Origin of the sequence: Christiangramia portivictoriae DSM 23547 (assembly GCF_000423045.1) — a bacterium.
In the GTDB taxonomy this organism is placed as follows: Bacteria; Bacteroidota; Bacteroidia; order Flavobacteriales; family Flavobacteriaceae; genus Christiangramia; species Christiangramia portivictoriae.
In genome coordinates this window covers 475375-497027 of sequence record NZ_KE383971.1, presented here as the reverse complement: position 1 = coordinate 497027, position 21653 = coordinate 475375, and the positions used below count along the sequence as shown (strand labels likewise).

At 40.4% G+C, this 21653-nt stretch carries 19 protein-coding genes and 1 other RNA gene; 10 read left to right on the top strand and 10 right to left on the bottom strand.

Features of this window, described 5'->3' with window-relative positions:
• Window positions 1-66: 66 nt before the first annotated feature.
• A complete protein-coding gene (locus G529_RS15750) occupies window positions 67-393 on the top strand; it encodes a BLUF domain-containing protein (RefSeq protein ID WP_051201413.1) in 327 nt (108 codons plus the stop codon).
• 140 nt (window positions 394-533) lie between these two features.
• On the opposite strand, the gene G529_RS0110730 is transcribed toward G529_RS15750, so the two are convergent.
• Together G529_RS0110730 and recR are read right to left on the bottom strand one after the other, a co-directional pair.
• Window positions 534-1859 (bottom strand): dihydrolipoamide acetyltransferase family protein, encoded by a 1326-nt coding sequence (locus G529_RS0110730; RefSeq protein WP_026915527.1) that lies wholly within the window; start codon window positions 1857-1859, stop codon window positions 534-536.
• Between the two features lie 216 nt (window positions 1860-2075).
• On the bottom strand, window positions 2076-2693 hold the full coding sequence (gene recR, locus G529_RS0110725) for a recombination mediator RecR (protein WP_026915526.1): 618 nt from the start codon (window positions 2691-2693) through the stop codon (window positions 2076-2078).
• 77 nt (window positions 2694-2770) lie between these two features.
• Here recR and G529_RS0110720 point away from each other — a divergent pair, with 77 nt between their 5' ends.
• The gene (locus tag G529_RS0110720) at window positions 2771-4210 is read left to right on the top strand and encodes a sodium:solute symporter (protein ID WP_026915525.1); all 1440 of its coding nucleotides are present in this window, start codon (window positions 2771-2773) and stop codon (window positions 4208-4210) included.
• On the opposite strand, the gene G529_RS0110715 is transcribed toward G529_RS0110720, so the two are convergent.
• Window positions 4187-4549 (bottom strand): CoA-binding protein, encoded by a 363-nt coding sequence (locus G529_RS0110715; RefSeq protein WP_026915524.1) that lies wholly within the window; start codon window positions 4547-4549, stop codon window positions 4187-4189. The genes G529_RS0110720 and G529_RS0110715 overlap by 24 nt on opposite strands.
• 293 nt (window positions 4550-4842) lie before the next feature.
• Here G529_RS0110715 and G529_RS0110710 point away from each other — a divergent pair, with 293 nt between their 5' ends.
• Complete coding sequence (locus tag G529_RS0110710; RefSeq protein WP_026915523.1) at window positions 4843-7200, top strand: TonB-dependent receptor; 2358 nt, start codon at window positions 4843-4845, stop codon at window positions 7198-7200.
• A 70-nt stretch (window positions 7201-7270) separates the two neighbouring features.
• Here the strand turns inward: G529_RS0110710 and G529_RS0110705 are convergent, their stop codons facing one another.
• On the bottom strand, window positions 7271-8896 hold the full coding sequence (locus G529_RS0110705) for an ABC-F family ATP-binding cassette domain-containing protein (RefSeq protein ID WP_026915522.1): 1626 nt from the start codon (window positions 8894-8896) through the stop codon (window positions 7271-7273).
• Between the two features lie 167 nt (window positions 8897-9063).
• On the opposite strand from G529_RS0110705, the gene G529_RS0110700 reads away from it, so the two are divergent.
• The gene (locus G529_RS0110700) at window positions 9064-10476 is read left to right on the top strand and encodes a hypothetical protein (RefSeq protein WP_026915521.1); all 1413 of its coding nucleotides are present in this window, start codon (window positions 9064-9066) and stop codon (window positions 10474-10476) included.
• Between the two features lie 44 nt (window positions 10477-10520).
• Here the strand turns inward: G529_RS0110700 and fsa are convergent, their stop codons facing one another.
• The 3 genes from fsa to ffs all read right to left on the bottom strand — a co-directional run bounded on the left by fsa (window position 10521) and on the right by ffs (window position 12190).
• Window positions 10521-11177: a fructose-6-phosphate aldolase gene (gene fsa / locus G529_RS0110695; protein ID WP_026915520.1), complete on the bottom strand. Its 657-nt coding sequence runs from the start codon at window positions 11175-11177 to the stop codon at window positions 10521-10523.
• Window positions 11178-11225: 48 nt separating this feature from the next.
• Window positions 11226-12047: an SDR family oxidoreductase gene (locus G529_RS0110690; RefSeq protein WP_026915519.1), complete on the bottom strand. Its 822-nt coding sequence runs from the start codon at window positions 12045-12047 to the stop codon at window positions 11226-11228.
• Between the two features lie 44 nt (window positions 12048-12091).
• Window positions 12092-12190: signal recognition particle sRNA small type (gene ffs, locus G529_RS16420), an RNA gene on the bottom strand.
• 87 nt (window positions 12191-12277) lie between these two features.
• Here ffs and G529_RS0110685 point away from each other — a divergent pair.
• From G529_RS0110685 to G529_RS0110675, 3 genes are all read left to right on the top strand, one after another.
• Complete coding sequence (locus G529_RS0110685) at window positions 12278-13342, top strand: glutaminyl-peptide cyclotransferase (protein ID WP_026915518.1); 1065 nt, start codon at window positions 12278-12280, stop codon at window positions 13340-13342.
• Window positions 13342-13743, top strand: coding sequence for an acyl-CoA thioesterase (locus G529_RS0110680; RefSeq protein ID WP_026915517.1), 402 nt, complete (start codon window positions 13342-13344; stop codon window positions 13741-13743). The genes G529_RS0110685 and G529_RS0110680 overlap by 1 nt, the downstream gene beginning before the upstream one ends.
• Window positions 13744-13853: 110 nt before the next feature.
• Window positions 13854-14216: a DoxX family protein gene (locus tag G529_RS0110675; protein WP_026915516.1), complete on the top strand. Its 363-nt coding sequence runs from the start codon at window positions 13854-13856 to the stop codon at window positions 14214-14216.
• A gap of 52 nt (window positions 14217-14268) precedes the next feature.
• Here G529_RS0110675 and glyA read toward each other — a convergent pair whose 3' ends face one another.
• The gene (gene glyA / locus G529_RS0110670) at window positions 14269-15543 is read right to left on the bottom strand and encodes a serine hydroxymethyltransferase (protein ID WP_026915515.1); all 1275 of its coding nucleotides are present in this window, start codon (window positions 15541-15543) and stop codon (window positions 14269-14271) included.
• Window positions 15544-15653: 110 nt separating this feature from the next.
• On the opposite strand from glyA, the gene fahA reads away from it, so the two are divergent.
• On the top strand, window positions 15654-16943 hold the full coding sequence (gene fahA, locus G529_RS0110665; protein WP_026915514.1) for a fumarylacetoacetase: 1290 nt from the start codon (window positions 15654-15656) through the stop codon (window positions 16941-16943).
• Between the two features lie 74 nt (window positions 16944-17017).
• Here the strand turns inward: fahA and ytxJ are convergent, their stop codons facing one another.
• Window positions 17018-17413, bottom strand: a complete 396-nt coding sequence (gene ytxJ / locus G529_RS0110660) for a bacillithiol system redox-active protein YtxJ (RefSeq protein WP_026915513.1) — start codon at window positions 17411-17413, stop codon at window positions 17018-17020.
• 169 nt (window positions 17414-17582) lie between these two features.
• Between ytxJ and clpB the strand changes: the two genes are divergently transcribed.
• Entirely contained in the window at window positions 17583-20189 is a 2607-nt protein-coding gene (gene clpB / locus G529_RS0110655) for an ATP-dependent chaperone ClpB (RefSeq protein WP_026915512.1), read from the top strand.
• 48 nt (window positions 20190-20237) lie between these two features.
• On the opposite strand, the gene G529_RS0110650 is transcribed toward clpB, so the two are convergent.
• Window positions 20238-20423 carry a CsbD family protein gene (locus tag G529_RS0110650; RefSeq protein ID WP_026915511.1) on the bottom strand — a complete coding sequence of 62 codons (186 nt, stop codon included), beginning with the start codon at window positions 20421-20423 and terminating at the stop codon, window positions 20238-20240.
• A gap of 114 nt (window positions 20424-20537) precedes the next feature.
• Between G529_RS0110650 and G529_RS0110645 the strand changes: the two genes are divergently transcribed.
• A complete protein-coding gene (locus tag G529_RS0110645) occupies window positions 20538-21635 on the top strand; it encodes an esterase-like activity of phytase family protein (RefSeq protein WP_035695920.1) in 1098 nt (365 codons plus the stop codon).
• Window positions 21636-21653 lie beyond the last annotated feature (18 nt).

Below are 21653 nucleotides of genomic sequence, written 5' to 3'. Positions count from 1 at the left end.
TCATCTTCCAGAAATCCTTAATTAATTTGATTTTATATATTTGAAAACCTGCATAACAGAATAAAGTTGAAATATATCTCTTATATAAGTCAGCAATCCCATATTCTAAAGGAATCAGATATGGAATCATTGCTTCAGAAAAGCAGAAAAAATAATTCCAGCATCGAAGTCACAGGATTATTGATTTCTTACCAGGGACTTTTTATCCAGTACCTTGAAGGGGAAGATGCTACGGTTGACGATCTTTACGAAAAGATCAGGACAGACCCGAGACATCGATCGGTTATAGAAATTTCTTCAGACTGGAAGATCGCCAGTTCAGCAACTGGTCCATGGCCTATCACAAAGTGGATGCAGACAAAGCAGAAGAGATCCTGGGATACAGGGACCTGAACAAGAAGGATCTATTAGTAAGTGAAAGTACTGACGCTCAGCATCCCGCTTTGCAGTTGCTTAATTCCTTTCTAAACAACCTATAATAAAAAAGCTGCAAAGTTTCTTCTTTGCAGCTTTTTCCATAGTATTATATAGTTCTAGATCTCACGATCCTTGTCAAAACCTTCCAGGTATTGCGCCACACGCTGTACGAACTGCCCTCCAAGAGCGCCATTCACTACACGGTGATCATAACTATGAGAAAGGATCATCTTGTATCGGATTCCAATAAAATCACCATCAGGAGTTTCAATAACAGCTGGCATTTTACGAATTGCACCAAGTGCCAGGATTCCAACTTGCGGCTGATTGATGATAGGAGTACCCATAATACTTCCAAACGTACCTACGTTGGTCACGGTATAAGTACCACCCTGTATATCATCAGGCTTCAATTTGTTTTGTCTCGCACGATTCGCGAGGTCATTTACAGCTTTCGCCATTCCCACAAGGTTAAGCCTGTCGGCATTCTTTATAACCGGAACAATTAGATTTCCATCGGGAAGGGCCGCCGCCATTCCAAGGTTTATATTTTTCTTCTTGATAATCTTGGTAGCATCCTCATTTACAGAGATATTGATCAAAGGGAAATCACGTATCGCCTTTGCCACAGCTTCCATAAAGATTGGAGTAAATGTTAGTTTCTCTCCTTCTTTCTTTTGGAACTCATTTTTATGCTTATTTCTCCAGTTCCAGATATTGGTAACATCTACCTCGATAAAGGACTGTACATGTGCAGATTTTTGAACACTATCCACCATATGATGAGCGATCATCTTACCCATTCTGCTCATTTCCACGATTTCATCCTCACCGCTAACCACAGGTTCTGGTGAGCTGGAAATCTTGTTCTCAGTAGCTTTGGATTCAACTGCTTTTGGTGTTGACGCAGCCGATGCAGCATTTCCTCCTTTTTTCCTGTTCTCTACGTATTCTAAAATATCATTTTTAGTTACTCTCGAATCCTTTCCGGTTCCATCGATAGCGTCAAGCTCAGTAAGTGAGATCCCCTCTTCCTTTGCAATATTCTTAACGAGTGGAGAATAAAATTTATCAGAATCTGAATAATCTTCACTGCTTTCTGCGGAAGCAGTTTCTTTGGCAGTTTCCACGGTCTTGGAAACCTCTGCCGCTTCAGCAGGTTCTTCCTCTTCTTTTTCTTCGGAAGCCACATCTTCATCACCATCGGTTTCAATAATAGCGATCACCTGGCCTACTTTTACCACATCATCAGCTTCGAAAAGTTTTTCCACAAGGGTACCGTCTACTTCTGAAGGAACCTCACTATCAACTTTGTCTGTAGCGATCTCAAGTACCGGCTCATCCATTTCAATAGTATCTCCAACTTCCTTGAGCCAGCTTGTAATGGTTGCTTCAGCAACACTTTCACCCATTTTAGGTAATTTCAATTCAAATTTTGCCATATCGTTAAATCAGATGCGATTTTTATTATTCAGGTTGCGAATTTAATCAAATTAACACTTATTAAATATTAAAAAATCAATAAAATTGAATTATACTGATATTCTTTCAAACAAGTGATTCATTCAAACTCCCGCTAAAATTACAATTTCAACGACGGAATTGAAAAAGTTTCGGATAATTTTAGCTACCTGTAAATTTTAGTTTCTGTACAGTTACTAGCTTTTCAGGCTGTTCTCAAAAGGAATCCGGTTGGTAATACTTCTTCCTAAGGTCACCTCATCTGCGTATTCCAGCTCATCTCCTACTGAAATTCCCCTGGCGATCGTAGAGGTTTTGATACTGGTTCCTTCCAGTTGCTTGAAAATATAAAAATTAGTTGTATCACCTTCCAGCGTGCTGCTCAAGGCAAATATGATCTCTTCGATCTTCCCTTCCTTTACTTTTTCTATAAGGGCTTTGATCGTTAGCTGCGAAGGGCCGATACCGTCCATGGGACTTATCTTACCTCCCAGCACATGATAATGACCCCGATACTGTCCGGTGTTTTCTATAGCCATCACGTCGCGAATATCTTCCACCACACATACGATCTCTGAAATTCGATTAGGATTTGCACAAATCTCACAAAGTTCGGTATCACTAATATTAAAGCAATTGCGGCAAAGTTTGATATTCTCGCGAAGATCTAAGAGGGCTTTCGACAACCTGCCGGTCTGCTCTCCCGGTTGTTTGAGCAAATGAAGCACCAGTCTTAGCGCTGTGCGCTTTCCAATTCCCGGCAACTGAGACATTTCGTCTACTGCCTGTTCCAGTAATTTTGAAGAAAAATCCATATGCGAATTTATGATTTTTTTACTGCATGAAATTAGCTTCACGTTAATTTGTAAATTGCCCGCTTTAAAGTAAGATTATGCAACCATACCAGGTACTTCTACTCATCGCAGCCTATTTCGCAGTACTTATTCTTATCTCCTATTTTACTGGAAGAGGAGGCAGTAATGCTGAATTTTTTAAAGCGAACAAGCAGGCTCCCTGGTACCTGGTCGCTTTTGGGATGATTGGTGCCTCCCTAAGCGGGATCACGTTTATATCCATTCCTGGAACCGTGGAAACCGACTCCTTTAGTTATTTCCAGGTTGTGCTGGGATATACCCTGGGATATGCGGTTATCGGACAGGTGTTGCTCCCGCTCTACTATAAACTAAATCTTACTTCCATCTACACCTATCTGGATACACGTTTTGGAAATGCTTCCTATAAGACCGGAGCTTCGTTCTTCTTGCTTAGCCGGGTGGTTGGTGCAAGTTTTAGATTATTCCTGGTGGCCAATGTGCTACAACTTATCGTATTTGATGCGTTAGGTGTTCCATACTACATTACAGTATCTATCACCATCCTGCTTATTTGGCTCTATACTTTTAAAAGTGGAATTAAGACCATCGTGTGGACAGATACGCTGCAAACTTTCTTTATGCTTCTTGCATTGGGGATTACGATCTATTTTATTTCTGAAGATCTCGGATTCTCTGTAGCGAATCTCATGAATTATTTAGCTGAAAGTGAACATTCCCAGATCTTCTTTTTTGAGGATTGGAAAAGCAAAGATCACTTTGTGAAACAATTTCTTTCCGGGGCGTTCATCGCAATCGTGATGACTGGCCTTGATCAGGATATGATGCAGAAAAACCTTACCTGCAGAAGCCTAAAAGATGCGCAAAAAAACATGTTCTGGTTTACCATTGTTCTGGTGTTCGTAAACTTCTTATTCCTGGCTCTTGGAGTGCTGCTTACAGATTACGCCGATCTTAACGGGATCACTGAAACGAAAGATGAATTGTTCCCGGCCATTGCAGCCAGCGGTGATCTTGGTTTTGCGGTGGCGGTGTTCTTTGTCCTGGGACTTATCGCCGCTGCGTACTCCAGTGCAGATAGTGCGCTAACCAGTCTAACCACCTCCTTTAGTATCGATATTCTGGACATAGAGAAAAAGTATGATGAGAAAAAACAGATCAGGATTAGAAAGCAGATTCATATTGCGATCTCCATACTACTCATCCTGGTCATGCTCCTTTTTAAATATGCGATCGCAGACAAAAGTGTTATCAATAAATTATTTCAGTTCGCCGGTTATACCTACGGGCCGCTACTCGGTCTTTATGCATTCGGACTATTTACCAGTTGGCAGGTAAAAGATAAACTGGTACCGGTAATCGCCATTCTGGCTCCGGTGCTTTCTTACGTAATTAGCATCAACAGCCTTGCCTGGTTAGGATTCGAATTTGGATTCTTTATCCTTATCCTCAATGGGTTTTTAACTTTCCTGGGACTAGTATTGCTGAGAAGAAAGTAGCACCAGCGTACAGGCATTTTCAAAGTAAATATTATTCTTCCGAAGTAGTGAATAAAACACAGGATTTTCTGTCCCGGGATTGAAGATCACTCTTTTTGGACTCAGTGAAATGATATAATCGTAATACTGTTCCTGCCTTTTAGCATTGAGATACAAAGTAACGGTATCAATATCTTCAAAGTCCATCATTTCTGTATGGATGCTTACCCCATCTACTGTTCCCTCTCTAAGCCCGATCGCTACGGTGGGCTGTTTAAATCTTACAAGCCTGTTAATGGCCAGATAGGAGTACCTGTTGGGCTTAAGGGATGCACCAAGAACCAGTGTTTTCTTCTTCATAATGGTAAAGTAAGTAAAATTTACTGTAACAATCATTCATTAAAACAGTCTTTCATATGAGGACCGGCATTGGTGATATCATCGATTTAATTTTGATGGTTAGTGTTAATGAACATGATATCACGAACCTGCGTTCTTCTTTATAGAGGAGCGCGGGTTATTTTATCGAATTCTGTAACAATTGGATTTCCCGGTCGTCTTATAGGTAGAATCATCACATTTTGCAGAACATGGTGTCATCTATTATGTATTGCAAGGTAATATGTATTATTAATCATCTAATCAATCAAAAAATGAAACAGTTATTGCTATGGTTATTCGTAAGCTACTTTTCAATTTTAACCGCTAACACCGATCCCAGCGGGAATATTTCAGGAACGATCCTGGATGCTGAACTTAAAGAAGCAATTCCCTATGCCACCATCATCATCAATAATTCTGAAGGTGAACTTGTCACCGGTATTACTTCAGCTGAGGATGGCAGCTTTATCGTGGAAAATCTGAAGTCTGGGAATTATGAATTGAAAGTTCAGTTCATAGGCTACAAGACCTTCCGCAGAGAAATAAACATAGAGAAAAAAAGAACGAATATTGACCTTGGAATCCTATACCTGGAACCTGACGTGGCGATGCTCGATGAAACTCTCGTGGTGGCTGAAAGGACTACTATTGAACAGCGCGTGGATCGCAAGGTCATCAATATAGGCAAGGATCTTATGACTACCGGCGCAAGTGCTTCAGAAATAATGGTGAACATCCCATCTGTAAATGTAGACCAGGATGGAAATATTTCCCTTCGCGGAAATTCTAATGTGCGTATCCTGGTAGATGGCAAACCTACCAACATGGATCCTGCACAACTCTTGAAGCAAATTCCATCGACCTCCATTAAAAGCATCGAGCTTATCACCAATCCTTCGGCTAAATATAATCCTGAAGGTATGAGTGGTATTATTAATATTGTACTGCACAAGAACGCCAATGATGGTCTTAATGGCAACTTGAATACCGGGCTTACCTATGGTGAAAACCTGCGTTTCAATGGGTCGTTGGATATGAATTATCGTAAAGGTAAATTCAATTTCTTCGGAAATCTGGGAAGTAATTTCGGAGATCGCGAAAATGGCGGCACGATCTTTCTTCCCGAATCTGAAAGTCTTCAGGAATTTGAAGTCGACAACCGAAATAATTCCTATTTATACAAAATTGGTGTTGACTTTTACCTGGACGACAATAACACATTCAGCATTTATACCAACCAGAACATATATGATGGCGGACCACTAGGCGCTCTGACTTTTACCGATTTTAATAATGCAGAGAGAAATTTTCAGCAGTTTCTGGATGTGAATTATGACAATACGAATGCCAGTTATAACTTCCTGTACGATCACAAATTTGAAAAAGATGGTCATAACATCCAGCTCGAAGCAGATTACAACGACTATTCGGGGGATGAAAATGCAGAGATCGAGTTCGCTGAAAATGATCTTCAGTTAGTTCCTTATACCGACAGGGTTTTTGAAAACCGCAGAAATTTCATCTCCAATATTGACTATACCAATCCCATAAACGACAATTCAAGCCTGGAACTTGGTGCAGAAGCCAGATTATTAAAAACTGAAAATGACTACAATACCACCAACCCTCAGTTTACAAATGCCGACTATATCTATGATCGTGATATCCTGAGTTTATATTCGACGTTCGGACAGAATTTTGAAAAGTGGAGCTACCAGCTGGGAGTCAGACTGGAAAGTTACCAGGTTACGGCAGATTTCCAGGGAGAACGTGTTTATGAAGATGATTATCTTACCGTCTACCCTACTGGTTTTTTAAATTACACTCCAGATGAGAGGAATTCCTATAATCTTAGTTACAGCAGAAGAGTGGACAGACCTGGATTTAGCCAGATCAATCCAATTCGGGAAGTATCGTCTCCAAGACTTATCGTTGCCGGGAATCCTGAGCTCGATCCACAATTTACCAACTCTTTCGAATTAAATTATACTCGCAAATTTGAACGTAAAGGTAGTCTTAGCGCAGGAATTTTCTTTAGAAGAACGGTAGAAGAAATTAACCAGATCTTCACTGAACTGGATAATGAACCTGGTTCGCTGTTTCTTACCTTTCAAAATTCCGGAGATGCAGACATGTATGGTCTGGAACTCTCCAGTAACTATAAGTTCACTAAATGGTGGAGCACCAATTCTGGTTTTGAACTATACGGACAAACTTTTAGCGGACTCGTAGGCACTGAATTTAGGGAAATCGACAATACAGCCTTTACTATACGAACCAGTCATAATTTCAAGGCTAGTGAAGCTCTTTCCTTTTCTGCCTTTGGCTTTTACCGAAGCAGGATGAAATCCCTGCAATACGATGTGGACCATATGTATTTCATGAATCTTGGGGCGCGGTATAGCTTTCTTGCCGACAATCGCGCTACGTTAAGCCTGAACTTCAATGATGTATTCGACACCCAGGAATTCAACATCCTTGCCGGAAGACCATTTGATCAGGTAGGACGTTTTAAAGGCGAAACGCAAACGGTCTACCTTGGATTTTCTTATAGGTTTGGAGGCGCTAAGAACCGTAGTCTGCAACGTAAGGACCGTGATAAGGATAATGACGGTGGCGGTATGTTTTAAATTTGAATTAGCCTGAACAAAAAAGCCTGAAGAATGTCTTCAGGCTTTTTTTCTTATTATTCAATTTTTATCAGCCTTTCGCTGCATACATTTTTTCTCGTTGTTCCTTGATGTTTTTATCGCTCATATATTCATCAAAGCTCAGGTATCTGTCAATCACTCCACCTGGTGTAAGCTCGATCACTCGATTTGCCACAGTCTGGGCGAACTCATGATCATGCGTTGTGAACAACACAGTTCCCTTGAAGTTTTTTAATGAATTGTTAAAAGCAGTAATGGATTCAAGGTCAAGGTGGTTCGTTGGCTCATCAAGCATAAGAACATTTGCTCTTATCATCATCATTCTGCTCAACATACATCTCACCTTTTCCCCTCCGGAAAGAACCTTACAGGTTTTTAGTGCCTCTTCTCCACTGAAAAGCATTTTACCAAGGAATCCACGTATGTACACCTCTTCACGTTCTTCTTCGGTTTTTACCCATTGTCTCAACCAGTCTACCAATGTTAGATCAGACTCAAAATATTCAGAATTATCTGCCGGCAAGTAGCTTTGTGAAGTGGTTACACCCCACTGGAATTTCCCTGATACTGCGTCCTGCTTCCCATTAATGATCTCATAAAATGCGGTGGTAGCTCTGGAATCTTTAGAATAGACTACTACTTTATCTCCTTTGGCAAGGTTAATATTGATATTCTTAAAAAGAGTTTCTCCTTCAAGACTAGCCTCTAAACCTTCAATATTAAGTATCTGATCTCCGGCCTCACGCTCTCTTTCGAAAATGATCGCAGGATATCTTCTACTAGATGGTTTGATCTCATCAATATTTAGCTTGTCGATCATTTTCTTTCTGGAAGTCGCCTGCTTACTTTTTGCGACATTGGCTGAAAATCGCTGGATAAACTCCTGAAGTTCCTTCTTCTTTTCTTCAGATTTTTTATTCTGTTGTGCTCTTTGTCTTGCAGCAAGCTGGGAAGACTCGTACCAGAAGGTATAGTTTCCAGAAAAATGATTGATTTTTCCGAAGTCAATATCAGAGATGTGCGTACATACCGAATCCAGGAAGTGACGGTCGTGAGAAACCACGATTACTGTATTATCATAGTTGGCGAGAAAATTTTCCAGCCAGGTGATCGTTTCATAATCCAGGTCGTTGGTAGGCTCATCCATGATCAAAACATCCGGACTTCCAAAAAGCGCCTGTGCTAATAGCACGCGTACCTTTTGTGTACCATCAAGATCCTTCATTTGAGCATAATGCATATCTGTCTTGATCCCCAGGTTTGATAACATGGAAGCCGCATTACTTTCAGCGTTCCATCCATCCATTTCTTCAAAAGAAACCTGCAATTCGCCAATTCTGTCTGCATTTTCATCAGAATAATCTGCATATAAAGCGTCCATTTCGGTCTTCACGGCGAAAAGCGGTTTATTACCACGCATAACCGTTTCCAGAACCGGGTAATCATCATATACATTGTGATCCTGCTCCAGAACAGACATTCTCTTTCCTGGCTCCAGATGAACGTGACCTGAAGTAGGTTCAGATTTACCAGATAATATCTTTAGGAAAGTAGATTTACCGGCACCGTTGGCACCAATGATCCCGTAACAGTTTCCCTGGGTGAAAGTAGTATTCACCTCGTCAAACAAAACTCTTTTTCCAAACTGTACAGAAAGGTTTGATACTGAAAGCATAAACTATAAAAATTAATTTTTTGCAAAAGTAGCTATTATCAAGCTTACTAAGAAAGATTAACGTTTGAAAAATGCGTTTTAACGCACACTTAACACGGCTCCGCTAGTGCACAGAATATATTTGTTAAAAAATGGAGCGACCGAAAAGCTTCATACCAATACCCAGAATGAAATACTGTTATTTTCTTTCACTTTGTTACGCTCTTATAATCAGTGGATGCACAGGCGACTCCAAAGAGAATGATACCATCTATCTCGGCGGTCAGATCAATAATCCGGAAACTGACTTTGTAGTGATCTCGAAAGAAAATGAGATCATTGATACTTTGTTTCTGGATGCCAAAAATCAGTTCGGGAAGAATTATCAAAAACTGGAAGCTGGAATTTATACCTTTAACCATCCTCCGGAAAGTCAGATCATGTACATGGAGCCCGGTGACAGCGTTCTCATTTACCTCAATACACTTTCTTTCGATGAATCCTTAAATTTTAGCGGTAGTGGTTCTGAAAAGAGCAACTTCCTGCTGGATATGTTTTTGAAAAATGAGCTGAACAATGAGCTCATTCTTACGTATTATAAAATTGCACCTTCAGAATTCGCCCGTATTACCGACTCTATCAGGCAGCAGAGAATCGATAAACTGAATATACTTTCTGAGGACAGAGAATTTTCCGAAGAATTTATGGAGATCGCCAGGGCAAGTATCGACTATGAATATTTTGACCTTCGGGAACGTTATACTTTTTTGATCAATAAATACCGTAAGGACTTTATAGACCAGTTTCCAAAAGACTTCAACAATTATCGAAATGAGATAGATTTTAATAATCGTGAACTACAGGATTACTACGTGTACACGAACTTTATTGATGATTACTTAAGATCCAAAGCGATAGAATACTGCACGAAAACTCATAATGAGCATAAGGATTGCTATAACATCAATTCCTATAAGAACATTGAAAGAAGAATTATCCTGATCGATTCACTTTCTAATATTGAATCACTGAAGAATGAGTTTCTGGACCGACTGGCCACCCAGGCGATCGTAAATGCTGAAAAAGCCAGCAGAATCGATTCTCTATTGCGATTACTCAAAAATATTGAATATACTCATCTTAAAGACGCCCAGGAACTGGCTCGAATTCAGAAAGTGTATTTGAACGGTCAGTCACTTGCAGATCTATGGGCAATGAATACGGCTGGACAGGAAATGACCTACGGTGAAATCATCAAAAGACCTACGGTAACTTACGCCTGGTCACTGTATGCTCCGGCACATCATCGCTGGCAGCATAACATCATCAAAACCTTAAGAAAAAAATATCCCCAGGTAGACTTTATAGGCGTGAATGTAGACATAAACGACCGGGAAGAATGGCTTAGAACTCTGGAAACCTTTGGGTACGATAAATCTTTTGAATACCAGATAGCCCGCCGAAAGATTAGCAGAGACTCTTATCGCAGGTATTTGAATAAACTATTCTTCGTGAATAATGATGCCATCATTGTAAAAGGCGATATCCAGTTCGGGAATACCGATTTTGAAGAAGAACTCGAGAAATTTATTGCTCAATAAAAAAGGCCACCTTTCGGCAGCCTTGTATACTATTTAATAAAATCTTATTGATTCCCCTTTTTGTAATCTGCCAGGAATTTTTCCAGTCCAATATCTGTAAGTGGATGCTTAAGCAATCCTTCGATGGAAGAAATAGGTCCTGTCATTACATCTGCACCAATCTTCGCACATTCCAGCACATGCATGGTATGTCTTACAGAAGCTGCGAGTATCTGAGTTTCGAATCCATAATTATCGTAAATAAGTCTGATTTCTGCGATAAGATTTAAACCATCTGTAGAAATATCATCAAGTCTGCCAATAAATGGAGAGACATATGTTGCTCCCGCTTTAGCCGCCAATAGTGCCTGTCCAGCCGAAAACACAAGAGTACAATTAGTTTTGATACCCTGGTCGCTAAAATATTTCAGAGCTTTTACGCCCTCTTTGATCATTGGGATCTTTACTACGATCTGGTCGTGAAGTTTTGCCAACTCCTCCCCTTCCCTGATCATTCCATCAAGATCGGTTGAAATTACTTCGGCACTCACATCGCCATCCACAAGCTCACAGATCTTTTTGTAATGATCTATGATATTGTCCTTCCCGGTGATACCTTCTTTAGCCATAAGTGAAGGATTGGTCGTTACTCCATCCAGTACACCCAGAGCCTGTGCTTCTTTGATTTGATCCAGATTTGCTGTATCAATAAAAAATTTCATAGTTATATAGAATTAATTGTGTTGTTTAACTTTAAAAGCTTTTCAAAATTACAATTTATAATGCTTCATAAGCATCTTCTCATACATTTTGTCTGGAAGTAAGGCCTTAAGTTTGATAGAAACTTTCTGCAGCATTTCACCAACCCGATAATGAACTTTTGGTTCTGGAGAATGAATGATTTTCAAAATTGCTTTTGCCATTAGTTCTGGATCCTGCCCGGCACTAACGTGTTCATTCATGAGTTGGAGAGTATCACCATATACTTTTTTATAAGGCGAATTCGGCAATACCGGAGCATGGTATCTTCCAGAAGCAATATTGGTCGCGAAATCTCCGGGTGCGACATTGGTCATGCGAATTCCAAATTGCGCAATTTCCATGCGATACGCCTCGGCCGTGATCTCCAGAGCGCCTTTGGTTGCAGAATAAATTCCCCGATAAGGTAAACCCATATAACCGGCGATGCTGGTTACATTTATGATGAGGCCAGACTGGCGATCACGCATATATGGAAGTACGTTTTTGATCATACGAAGCGGACCATAATAATTGGTCTCGAAAGCCTTCCTGATCTCTTCTTCCGGAGTTTCTTCCAAAGGACCGGTAATGCCCACCCCTGCATTGTTGATTAAAATATCCAGCCTTCCTTCCCTGGCGATAATATCTTCAACAGCCAGTTTAATGGTGTCTTCCCTAGTTACATCTAACTGTAAAAATGTGAATTTTTCACCTGCAGCTTGTTGAGGTGAACGTGAAGTACCATAAACTTTAAAATTGTACCGACTAAGATAATTTGCAATAGACTTACCAATTCCTGAGGAAGCGCCGGTGATAAGTACGATCTTTTCTGAAGAATCTCCCTTTTTCATACCGCACAAATATGCAATAAATTTTAGGAATTTGTAGAAACAAAAAATGGCAAGCGACCCACATCACACCGCTACGACCGCCTACCCTTGCTGCGTTCCCGCCCTGGGGGATTCAGCAGGAGCTGGTTGTGTGGGACTTGCCGGTGCAAATATACAATCTTTGTAAGTTTTCGCAAGCTTTTTTTATCCTGAATTGGTTAATTTAGCTCAGCATTCAAGCCTATTTAGACATGAAAAAAATTAACTTCCTGTTACTCTTTATTTTAAGCATATTTATTTTTTCCTGCGGAAGCAATAATGGAAATAAAAAATCTGATTTTTCTCTGAATATTACAGAAAAGAAGAAACAATTCAGCCAGAACGAAGTTCTGAAAGCCAGTATATCCAGTAAGGAAAACAAGAAATATGATTCTGTGGCCTATTTTATAGGTGATAAGCGTCTGGCCTCTGGAAAAACCTCAGAGCTGGAAGTAGATCTAAGTTTGGTTTTGCTGGGAAACCAGAATCTTACGGCCGTGGTGTATTATGACTCGACCCGGGACACTCTCCAGAAATCACTAAAAATCATGAGCGCCAGGGCACCCAAGGTTTATACTTATGAGATCGTAAACACGTACCCGCATCAAACCGATGCCTATACACAGGGATTGGAATTTCATAACGACACCTTATACGAAAGCGTTGGACAATACGGGAAATCAAAATTGCGTAAAACCGAATTAGAAACTGGTGAAGTCTACAAAGAGATAAGCCTGGAAGATGAATATTTCGCTGAAGGAATCACCATATTAGATGATAGGTTGTTGCTATTAACCTGGCAGGAAGGTCAGGGATTTATCTATGATCCAAACACCTTCGAAAGGCAAGGCACATTTGCCTACAATTCCAGTAAAGAAGGATGGGGACTTTGTAATAACGGGGAAAAGATCTACAAAAGTGATGGCTCTGAAAAGATCTGGATCCTCGATCCCGAAACCCTCGCCGAAAAAAGTTTTATCCAGCCAACTACCAACACGGCCATTAAATCAAAATTTAATGAACTTGAATGGGTAGACGGGCTTATCTATGCAAATACCTATCAATTTCCTAGTGTCGCGATGATCAACCCCGAAAATGGAGCGATTGAAGGAATCATAAATTTTAAAGGACTTCAGGATAAACTGGGCAATAAAGATTCTCTGGATCCAAATAATGATGTACTCAATGGGATCGCCTATCATGCTGCGACTGGAAAACTTTATGTAACCGGCAAGAAATGGGACACCATGTTCGAAGTCAAAATTGTGGAGAAATAATGGCTGTTACTTCTGAAGTATACCAAAAACACATTACTGTTTCCGAAGATGATTTAGACGATCAGGAACATGTCAACAATGTGCGTTATGTGCAGTGGATTCAGGATGTCGCGCAGGAGCACTGGGAATCCAGAGCTACCGAAGATCAGAAGAAAGGTGTGGCATGGGTTGTAGTACGGCACGAGATCGATTACAAAATGGAAGCTCTTCTCAAGGAGGAAATACTGCTGGAAACAAGGATTATTGATACGACACATGTTACATCAGTTCGGGAAGTGGTCATCAAAAATAAAATTTCCGGAAAACTGCTGGCGAAAGCGAAAACCACCTGGTGCCTGCTAGATCAGAAAACAAAGAAACCTCAGCGCATTTCTGAAGAGCTAAAGCAAATTTTCCAATAAATCCTGAAAAAAGGTTAATTTTCTTATCAATTAAGATCATTCCTTCTTAAACTTTGTTTAATCTTTTCTGTTTGCACATAAACATCTCTATATTGCTGAAAAATAATATTATGGAGATCGTAAAGATTATACTACAGGTGATCGTTGGACTGGGAATTCTCAATGTCTGGCTACTTCGTTTTAATAGCAAAACCAGTTACAGAGGTGGGGATGCCGGAAATATGAAAGAGGAATTTCAGGCTTACGGTTTACCCGAGGTGATGGTATATATCGTAGGCTTTATCAAAGTAGCCCTAGCAGTTGCATTGTTAGCAGGAATCTGGCTGGAATACCTGGTAGACCCTGCAGCAATAGGTCTGGCGGTCATGATGCTTGGTGCTATTGTCATGCATTTGAAGATAAGCGATCCTTTAAGTAAAAATATACCGGCGATCATCGTGCTACTCATGTGTATCGCGATATATTTACTGTAAACTAAAAAAGCCATTCTTTCGAATGGCTTTATTTTTTAAGTTTATAAAAATCTTACATTTTAAAAAGCGGAAGATCTTTCATCATGCCGTTCACTTCGCTTTTCACTTTAGCTAATTCCTCATCATTGTCGATGTTGGAAATAACCCTGTCGATCAACTCAACGATCTCAAGCATATCCTGCTCTAAAAGACCTCGCGTGGTGACTGCCGGAGTTCCAATTCGAATTCCCGAAGTTACAAACGGTGACTTATCATCAAAAGGCACCATATTCTTATTCACAGTAATATCTGCCTTACCAAGCGCTTCCTCAGCTTCTTTTCCACTCACCCCCTTGTTGCGAAGGTCGATTAGCATCATATGATTATCTGTTCCTCCAGAAATTACCTGGTAATCCTTGTCTACGAATGCCTGGGCAAGTTTCTTAGCATTTTTCTTTACCTGAACGGTATAATGCAGAAATTCATCTGTTAAGGCTTCTCCAAAGGCAACTGCTTTAGCGGCAATAATATGTTCTAATGGCCCTCCCTGGTTGCCTGGAAAAATTCCCGAATTCAATAAAGCCGACATTTTTTTCAGATTACCGTTTTTAAGCTTTTCTCCAAAAGGATTATCAAAATCCTTGCCCATCATAATGATTCCTCCACGAGGTCCACGAAGGGTTTTATGGGTCGTTGAAGTAACAATGTGACAGTGCTCTATAGGATCTGAGATTAGACCTTTGGCGATTAAACCTGCCGGGTGCGCAATGTCTGCAAGCAATATCGCATCAACGCTATCTGCTATTTCCCTGAACCTTTTATAATCAATTTCACGACTGTATGCAGATGCTCCTGCTATGATCATCTTTGGCTTCTCCTTTTTCGCGATCTCAGCGACTGCGTCATAATCGATCAGGCCAGTCTCCTTGTCAACCCCGTAAAATACCGGATCATATAATTTCCCGGAAAAATTCACTGGAGAACCATGCGTTAGATGCCCACCATGTGAAAGATCAAAACCAAGAAATTTATCTCCGGGTTTCAAACAGGCATGAAACACTGCTGTATTTGCCTGTGAACCAGAATGAGGTTGCACATTGGCATATTCAGCATTGAACAATTCTTTTAATCTGTCGATAGCAAGTTGCTCTACCTGATCTACGATCTCACAGCCACCATAATATCTCTTTCCCGGATAGCCTTCAGCATACTTATTTGTAAGTACAGAACCTGCTGCTTCCAGCACGGCATCACTCACAAAATTTTCACTCGCAATTAGTTCCAAACCATTCAACTGGCGATCCTTTTCCTGCGCAATTAAATCAAATATCTGGGTGTCTTTTTGCATCACAAATTTTTAAGTTAAATATTCGGTAAAAGTAAGAAATACATTCGGTTAATTACAGGAAAATAATATATTTGAGACAACTAGATTTTAACAAAAAACCAACATTTTTTATGTCAATTACCGCTAATGATCCAAATAGAAAAACCTGGTTGGATATTCCTGGCGATACCGATTTCCCTATACAAAATATTCCGTTTGGAGTGTTCCTTACACGTGATGACATTATCACCATTGGAACCAGAATTGGTGATTACGCTATAGACCTTGGTGCCCTACACCAATTGGGATATTTTGAAGGTATACCGTTGACAGACGATATATTCTTACAGGATACCCTTAATGACTTTATTTCTGACGGGAAAAAAACCTGGAGACTGGTTAGAAACCGAATTGCTGATATTTTCGATGCAAAGAATACGAAGCTGAAAGACAACCAGGACCATAGAAACACGGTACTTTTTACACTGGACGAAATTGAAATGCAGATGCCTGTACAGGTTGGCGATTATACCGATTTTTACAGCTCCAAAGAGCATGCTACTAATATAGGTACCATGTTTCGTGATCCAGACAACGCATTGCTTCCAAACTGGTTGCATATTCCTGTAGGATATCATGGAAGAAGTTCTTCTATTATTCCTTCGGAAATTCCTGTACACAGACCTCAGGGACAAACAAAACCAGCTGATAGTGATGAACCTGTTTTTGGTCCTTCCCAGCGTGTGGATTTTGAACTGGAGATGGCTTTTATTACTACAGATGCAAATCACCTGGGCGAACCAATCCCGGTTGATGAAGCTGAAGATTATATATTTGGAATGGTTCTTTTCAATGACTGGAGCGCAAGAGATATCCAGAAATGGGAATATGTCCCACTAGGACCGTTTTTGGCAAAGAACTTTGCATCTTCAATTTCGCCATGGATTGTCACAATGGATGCTTTGGAACCGTTTAGAACGGCTAGCCCGGAGCCTGAAAAAGAATTATTACCATACTTGAAATACTCAGGAGAGAAGAGCTTCGATATTAATCTGGAAGTTTCCCTGCAACCTGAAGGTGGTGAGGAAAATACACTTTCTAAATCCAACTTCAAATATCTTTACTGGAATATGAGTCAGCAACTGGCGCATCATACAGTGAATGGATGCCCGGTAAATTCTGGAGATATGATGGCTTCCGGAACAATTTCAGGAGCTTCTGAAGACTCATTCGGCTCAATGCTGGAACTTTCCTGGAGTGGTAGTAAACCTATCAAACTAAAAGATGGATCAGAACGTAAATTCATTGAAGATCATGATACTGTGATCATGCGAGGATTCTGCCAGAATGAAACATCCAGAATTGGTTTTGGTGAGGTTCGAACCAAACTGTTGCCGGTTTACGAACCGAAGAAAAAATAAGATTAGTTTTTATTAAATATAAAGCCCGAAGAGAAATCTTCGGGCTTTTTTAATTTGAGGATAAATGCTATTTATTAAAGCGCTTTTAAATTATCTGCTGAAATGTCCTGGTGAGAAGAGTGATGCACTACCTCCCTATTCTTCAATACCACCAGCTGCGGACTCTCATGCCTGACAGAAAATTTTTCTGCGATTCCATTGGAAATATCCCGGTGTGTTTTTAAATCCAGAAAATACAAAGCTACTGTATCATCCAATTGCTCTTCATATTCCGCTTCAAAGTTTCTCAATACCATTCTGCTTATACCACAGGTAGTAGAATGCTTAAACACAGCTACAGTTTTAGATTCCGATAAACCTTCTAGCTCAATTAGCTGAGAAATTTCAGTAAAAGGAATCCAGGGCACAACTTTATCTTTCTTATTAGAAGTATCTTTATCTCCACCAAATACTTTATCGAATAATCCCATATTGTCTTTTTTACAAAAATATATCTATATACATGTAATCGAATCAAAATGAGGTTAATTTTAAAGACGAGAAACTGCCTTTTTGTCGCTAATGCTTCAATTAAAACTGCCTTAATGTCGGTTTTTTGCTTTGGTATATTCATTGACTTACCTGGAAAAAACAATCAAAATGAACTTTAATAATTTCACTATAAAATCACAAGAGGCTATCCAGCAGGCGCAACAGCTTGCTCAGGAAATGGACCACCAGCAAATAGAAAACGAACACATTTTTAAAGCGATCACAATGGTCGATGAAAATGTAACGCCTTTTTTATTGAAAAAACTTAATATCAATGTCTCTCTGTTCGGGCAGATCCTGGATAAAAGCCTGGAAAGCTTTCCGAAGGTAAGCGGTGGAGATATCATGCTCTCCAGGGATGCAGGAAAAACAGTTAATGAAGCTTCCAGCATTGCGAAGAAGATGAAAGACGAATACGTGTCCATTGAACATCTTATACTTGCCATCTTTAAATCTTCCAGTAAAGTTGCTCAAATGCTGAAAGACCAGGGAGCAACCGAGAAAGGTTTGAAAGCTGCCATCGCTGAACTAAGACAAGGCGACAAGGTCACTTCACAAAGTGCTGAAGAAACTTATAATTCACTGGATAAATACGCCAGGAACCTCAACAAGTTTGCAGAGGAAGGTAAACTGGATCCAGTAATTGGACGAGATGAGGAAATTCGTAGAATTTTACAGATCCTTTCCCGAAGAACTAAAAACAATCCAATGCTCGTTGGAGAACCAGGAACGGGTAAAACAGCTATTGCCGAAGGGCTTGCCCATCGTATCGTTGATGGTGACGTACCTGAGAACCTAAAAGACAAGTTGATCTATTCTTTGGATATGGGAGCACTTATCGCAGGCGCCAAGTACAAAGGAGAGTTTGAAGAGCGATTGAAGGCTGTTATCAAGGAAGTCACTTCCAGCGACGGTAATATTGTACTGTTTATTGATGAAATTCATACACTGGTTGGTGCCGGTGGTGGACAGGGCGCTATGGATGCTGCAAACATTTTAAAACCAGCTCTTGCTAGAGGTGAGTTAAGAGCCATTGGTGCAACTACTCTCGATGAATACCAGAAATACTTCGAGAAAGACAAAGCGCTGGAACGAAGATTTCAAAAGGTATACGTTGAAGAGCCAGACATTGAAAGTGCCATTTCCATTTTGCGTGGGATCAAGGAAAAATATGAAACCCACCACAAAGTAAGAATCAAAGACGAAGCGATCATTGCTGCAGTGGAACTATCTCAACGTTATATCACGAACAGGTTTCTACCAGATAAGGCCATTGACCTGATGGACGAAGCAGCTTCCAAGTTGCGCATGGAGATCAATTCGAAGCCAGAAGAACTTGACGTACTGGACAGAAAGATCATGCAGCTGGAGATAGAGATCGAGGCCATCAAACGAGAAAAAGATGAGGTAAAGCTTAAAACTTTAAGAGCAGATCTTGCAAACCTTAAGGAAGAAAGAAATGATCTTCATGCCCGTTGGATGAGTGAAAAAGATGTCGTGGACAATATTCAAAGTCTGAAGTCTGACATAGAAAACTTCAGGCTTGAGGCTGAAAAAGCTGAACGCGATGGTGATTATGGTAAAGTTGCCGAGATTCGTTATGGAAAGATCAAGGAGGCTCAGGAGAAACTTGAGAAACTCCAGCATGATGTTGCTGAGAACCAGAATGAAAAATCTTTAATTCAGGAAGAAGTTACCAATGAGGATATCGCTGAAGTTGTTGCAAAATGGACGGGAATTCCTGTGACCAAAATGCTACAAAGCGATAGAGAAAAATTACTTAGACTGGAAGATGATCTTCACAAGCGTGTAGTTGGACAGGATGAGGCCATCATCGCCGTAAGTGACGCGGTAAGGCGTAGTCGAGCCGGACTTCAGGATCAAAACAGGCCTATTGGATCATTCCTGTTCCTGGGAACCACCGGTGTTGGTAAAACAGAGCTGGCCAAGGCTCTGGCAGAGTATCTGTTTGACGATGAAGCTGCGATGACCAGGATAGATATGAGCGAATACCAGGAAAGACATTCGGTTAGTAGATTAGTAGGTGCACCTCCGGGGTATGTAGGATATGATGAAGGTGGACAACTTACCGAGGCAGTACGAAGAAAACCTTATTCTGTAGTCCTGCTCGATGAAATCGAAAAAGCCCATCCAGACACTTTCAATATTCTACTTCAGGTTCTTGATGAAGGAAGACTTACAGATAATAAAGGTCGTGTTGCAGATTTCAAGAACACCATTATTGTGATGACTTCCAATATGGGAAGCCAGATCATTCAGGAGAGATTTGAAGCGATCAAGGATGTGGATGCAGCCATGGAATCCGCGAAAGTGGATGTACTAGGTTTACTTAAGCAAACGGTAAGACCAGAATTCCTTAACAGAATCGATGATATCGTGATGTTTAGTCCGCTTACCAGAAAGGACATCAGGCAGATCGTAAACCTGCAATTGAAAGGTGTGAAGAAAATGCTAGCGAAACAACATATCGTTTTGGATGCTACCGACGAGGCACTAAATTATCTGGCAGACAAAGGTTTTGACCCACAGTTTGGAGCGCGTCCGGTCAAACGAGTGGTACAGAGAGAGGTGCTTAACAAACTCTCCAAGGAAATGCTTTCCGGAGACGTAAGTACAGACAGTATCATTCTACTGGATGAATTTGATGAAGAACTGGTGTTTAGAAACCAGCAAGAACTTTCAGAAAATGAATAAACAAAAAAGGCGGTATTTCTACCGCCTTTTTTTCTTCAACTATTCAATCTACCACTTATCAATTTCATTCTTCAATTCCTGCTTGGATTTTCCGGTCTTTTCCTGCATGCGACCTAACATCTCATCAAACTTTCCTTCAGCATAAGTAGTATCATCATCGGTTAGATCACCATACTTCTGTTTGAACTGTCCTTTGATCTGCTTCCACTTTCCTTCTCTTTGATCCTCATTCATAACTGTTGATTTTGGTTAATACATAAATGTATTTATAGCATAGGCCTTAGCATCCCAAGGAAGTCCTATTTTTGTCTTAAGGATTTGTTATTTTTGATCTCTTCAAAATTTGCTATGAAACTTCGACTGTTTTCTCTCTTTTTAATAATCATTCTTAGTGGTTGCGGTGTAACTTCAAGGATACAGAATGACCAGGTAAGTCTAAAATATTTGGATGAATTCGTTCTTGATGAGAACTTTGAATTTCAAAACACTCAAGTGGGTGGACTATCAGGAATTGATTACGCTAATGGAAAATTCTACCTGGTGAGCGACCAGGCTTCTGCCCCAAGAATTTACGAAGCCAATATCGAGATAAATGGGTCTGAGATCAAAAATATCGAGATTACCAATCTTATAAGAATGAACAGGTCTGGCAAGTTTTCGAATACAACATTAGACCTGGAAGGTCTGCGCTTTGATCCAGCATCTAAACAGTTTACGATAGTGAGCGAAGGTTTGATCGCAGATAGGAAAGATCCTGGAATTTATGTGGCAGATGAGCAGGGTGAAATACTACGATCTTATAGCATCCCTGCATTTTTTAAAGCTACAGGTGATCAGAAACCTCGAAATAACGGAGTTTTCGAAGGTATCTCCAAAAGCATTGACGATGCTGGCATTTGGGTGGCGACTGAATTGCCACTGGAAAAAGATGCTTCCAGGCCAAAGATCTTCCCTTCGCGTTCCCATACCAGGATCACCAGGTTTGATACTGAAACCGGTGAGGCAATTTCGCAGTTTGCATATCCTCTCGATGGAATCGCCAAGCTCCCTATTAATTATTTCGCCCTTAATGGGATTACCGAAATTCTGGAATACGCTGAAGATCGTTTTCTGGTCATGGAACGCTCCTACTCCGCCGGTTACGGTTCACACGGCAACACGGTCAAGATATTTGATGTAGATGCGACCCACGCGACCAATACACTCAACGAGAAATCGCTTCGAAAGGCCAACTATAAAAAAGCAGTTAAAAAACTTATCTTCAATTTTAAATCTGTTGATGATAAACTTACCGATGGAATCGTGGATAATATTGAAGGAATGTGCTTTGGACCGGAACTGGAAAATGGAAACCGCAGCCTGATCCTGGTTGCCGACAATAATTTCAATTCATTCGTGAGGCAGTTAAATCAATTTATCCTCATGGAGATCAATATTTCAGAGTAAATTTCGAACCTAAAAATT

Coding starts and splice junctions, on each gene's coding strand:
- fahA (WP_026915514.1), top strand. CDS start 15,654: ATGTCAATTACCGCTAATGATCCAAATAGAAAAACCTGGTTGGATATT.
- G529_RS0110690 (WP_026915519.1), bottom strand. CDS start 12,047: ATGAAAAAGGGAGATTCTTCAGAAAAGATCGTACTTATCACCGGCGCT.
- recR (WP_026915526.1), bottom strand. CDS start 2,693: ATGGATTTTTCTTCAAAATTACTGGAACAGGCAGTAGACGAAATGTCT.
- G529_RS0110710 (WP_026915523.1), top strand. CDS start 4,843: ATGAAACAGTTATTGCTATGGTTATTCGTAAGCTACTTTTCAATTTTA.
- G529_RS0110705 (WP_026915522.1), bottom strand. CDS start 8,896: ATGCTTTCAGTATCAAACCTTTCTGTACAGTTTGGAAAAAGAGTTTTG.
- G529_RS0110650 (WP_026915511.1), bottom strand. CDS start 20,423: ATGAATGAGGATCAAAGAGAAGGAAAGTGGAAGCAGATCAAAGGACAG.
- G529_RS0110700 (WP_026915521.1), top strand. CDS start 9,064: ATGAAATACTGTTATTTTCTTTCACTTTGTTACGCTCTTATAATCAGT.
- clpB (WP_026915512.1), top strand. CDS start 17,583: ATGAACTTTAATAATTTCACTATAAAATCACAAGAGGCTATCCAGCAG.
- G529_RS0110685 (WP_026915518.1), top strand. CDS start 12,278: ATGAAAAAAATTAACTTCCTGTTACTCTTTATTTTAAGCATATTTATT.
- G529_RS0110720 (WP_026915525.1), top strand. CDS start 2,771: ATGCAACCATACCAGGTACTTCTACTCATCGCAGCCTATTTCGCAGTA.
- G529_RS0110680 (WP_026915517.1), top strand. CDS start 13,342: ATGGCTGTTACTTCTGAAGTATACCAAAAACACATTACTGTTTCCGAA.
- G529_RS0110675 (WP_026915516.1), top strand. CDS start 13,854: ATGGAGATCGTAAAGATTATACTACAGGTGATCGTTGGACTGGGAATT.
- ytxJ (WP_026915513.1), bottom strand. CDS start 17,413: ATGGGATTATTCGATAAAGTATTTGGTGGAGATAAAGATACTTCTAAT.
- G529_RS0110715 (WP_026915524.1), bottom strand. CDS start 4,549: ATGAAGAAGAAAACACTGGTTCTTGGTGCATCCCTTAAGCCCAACAGG.
- glyA (WP_026915515.1), bottom strand. CDS start 15,543: ATGCAAAAAGACACCCAGATATTTGATTTAATTGCGCAGGAAAAGGAT.
- fsa (WP_026915520.1), bottom strand. CDS start 11,177: ATGAAATTTTTTATTGATACAGCAAATCTGGATCAAATCAAAGAAGCA.
- G529_RS0110645 (WP_035695920.1), top strand. CDS start 20,538: ATGAAACTTCGACTGTTTTCTCTCTTTTTAATAATCATTCTTAGTGGT.
- G529_RS0110730 (WP_026915527.1), bottom strand. CDS start 1,859: ATGGCAAAATTTGAATTGAAATTACCTAAAATGGGTGAAAGTGTTGCT.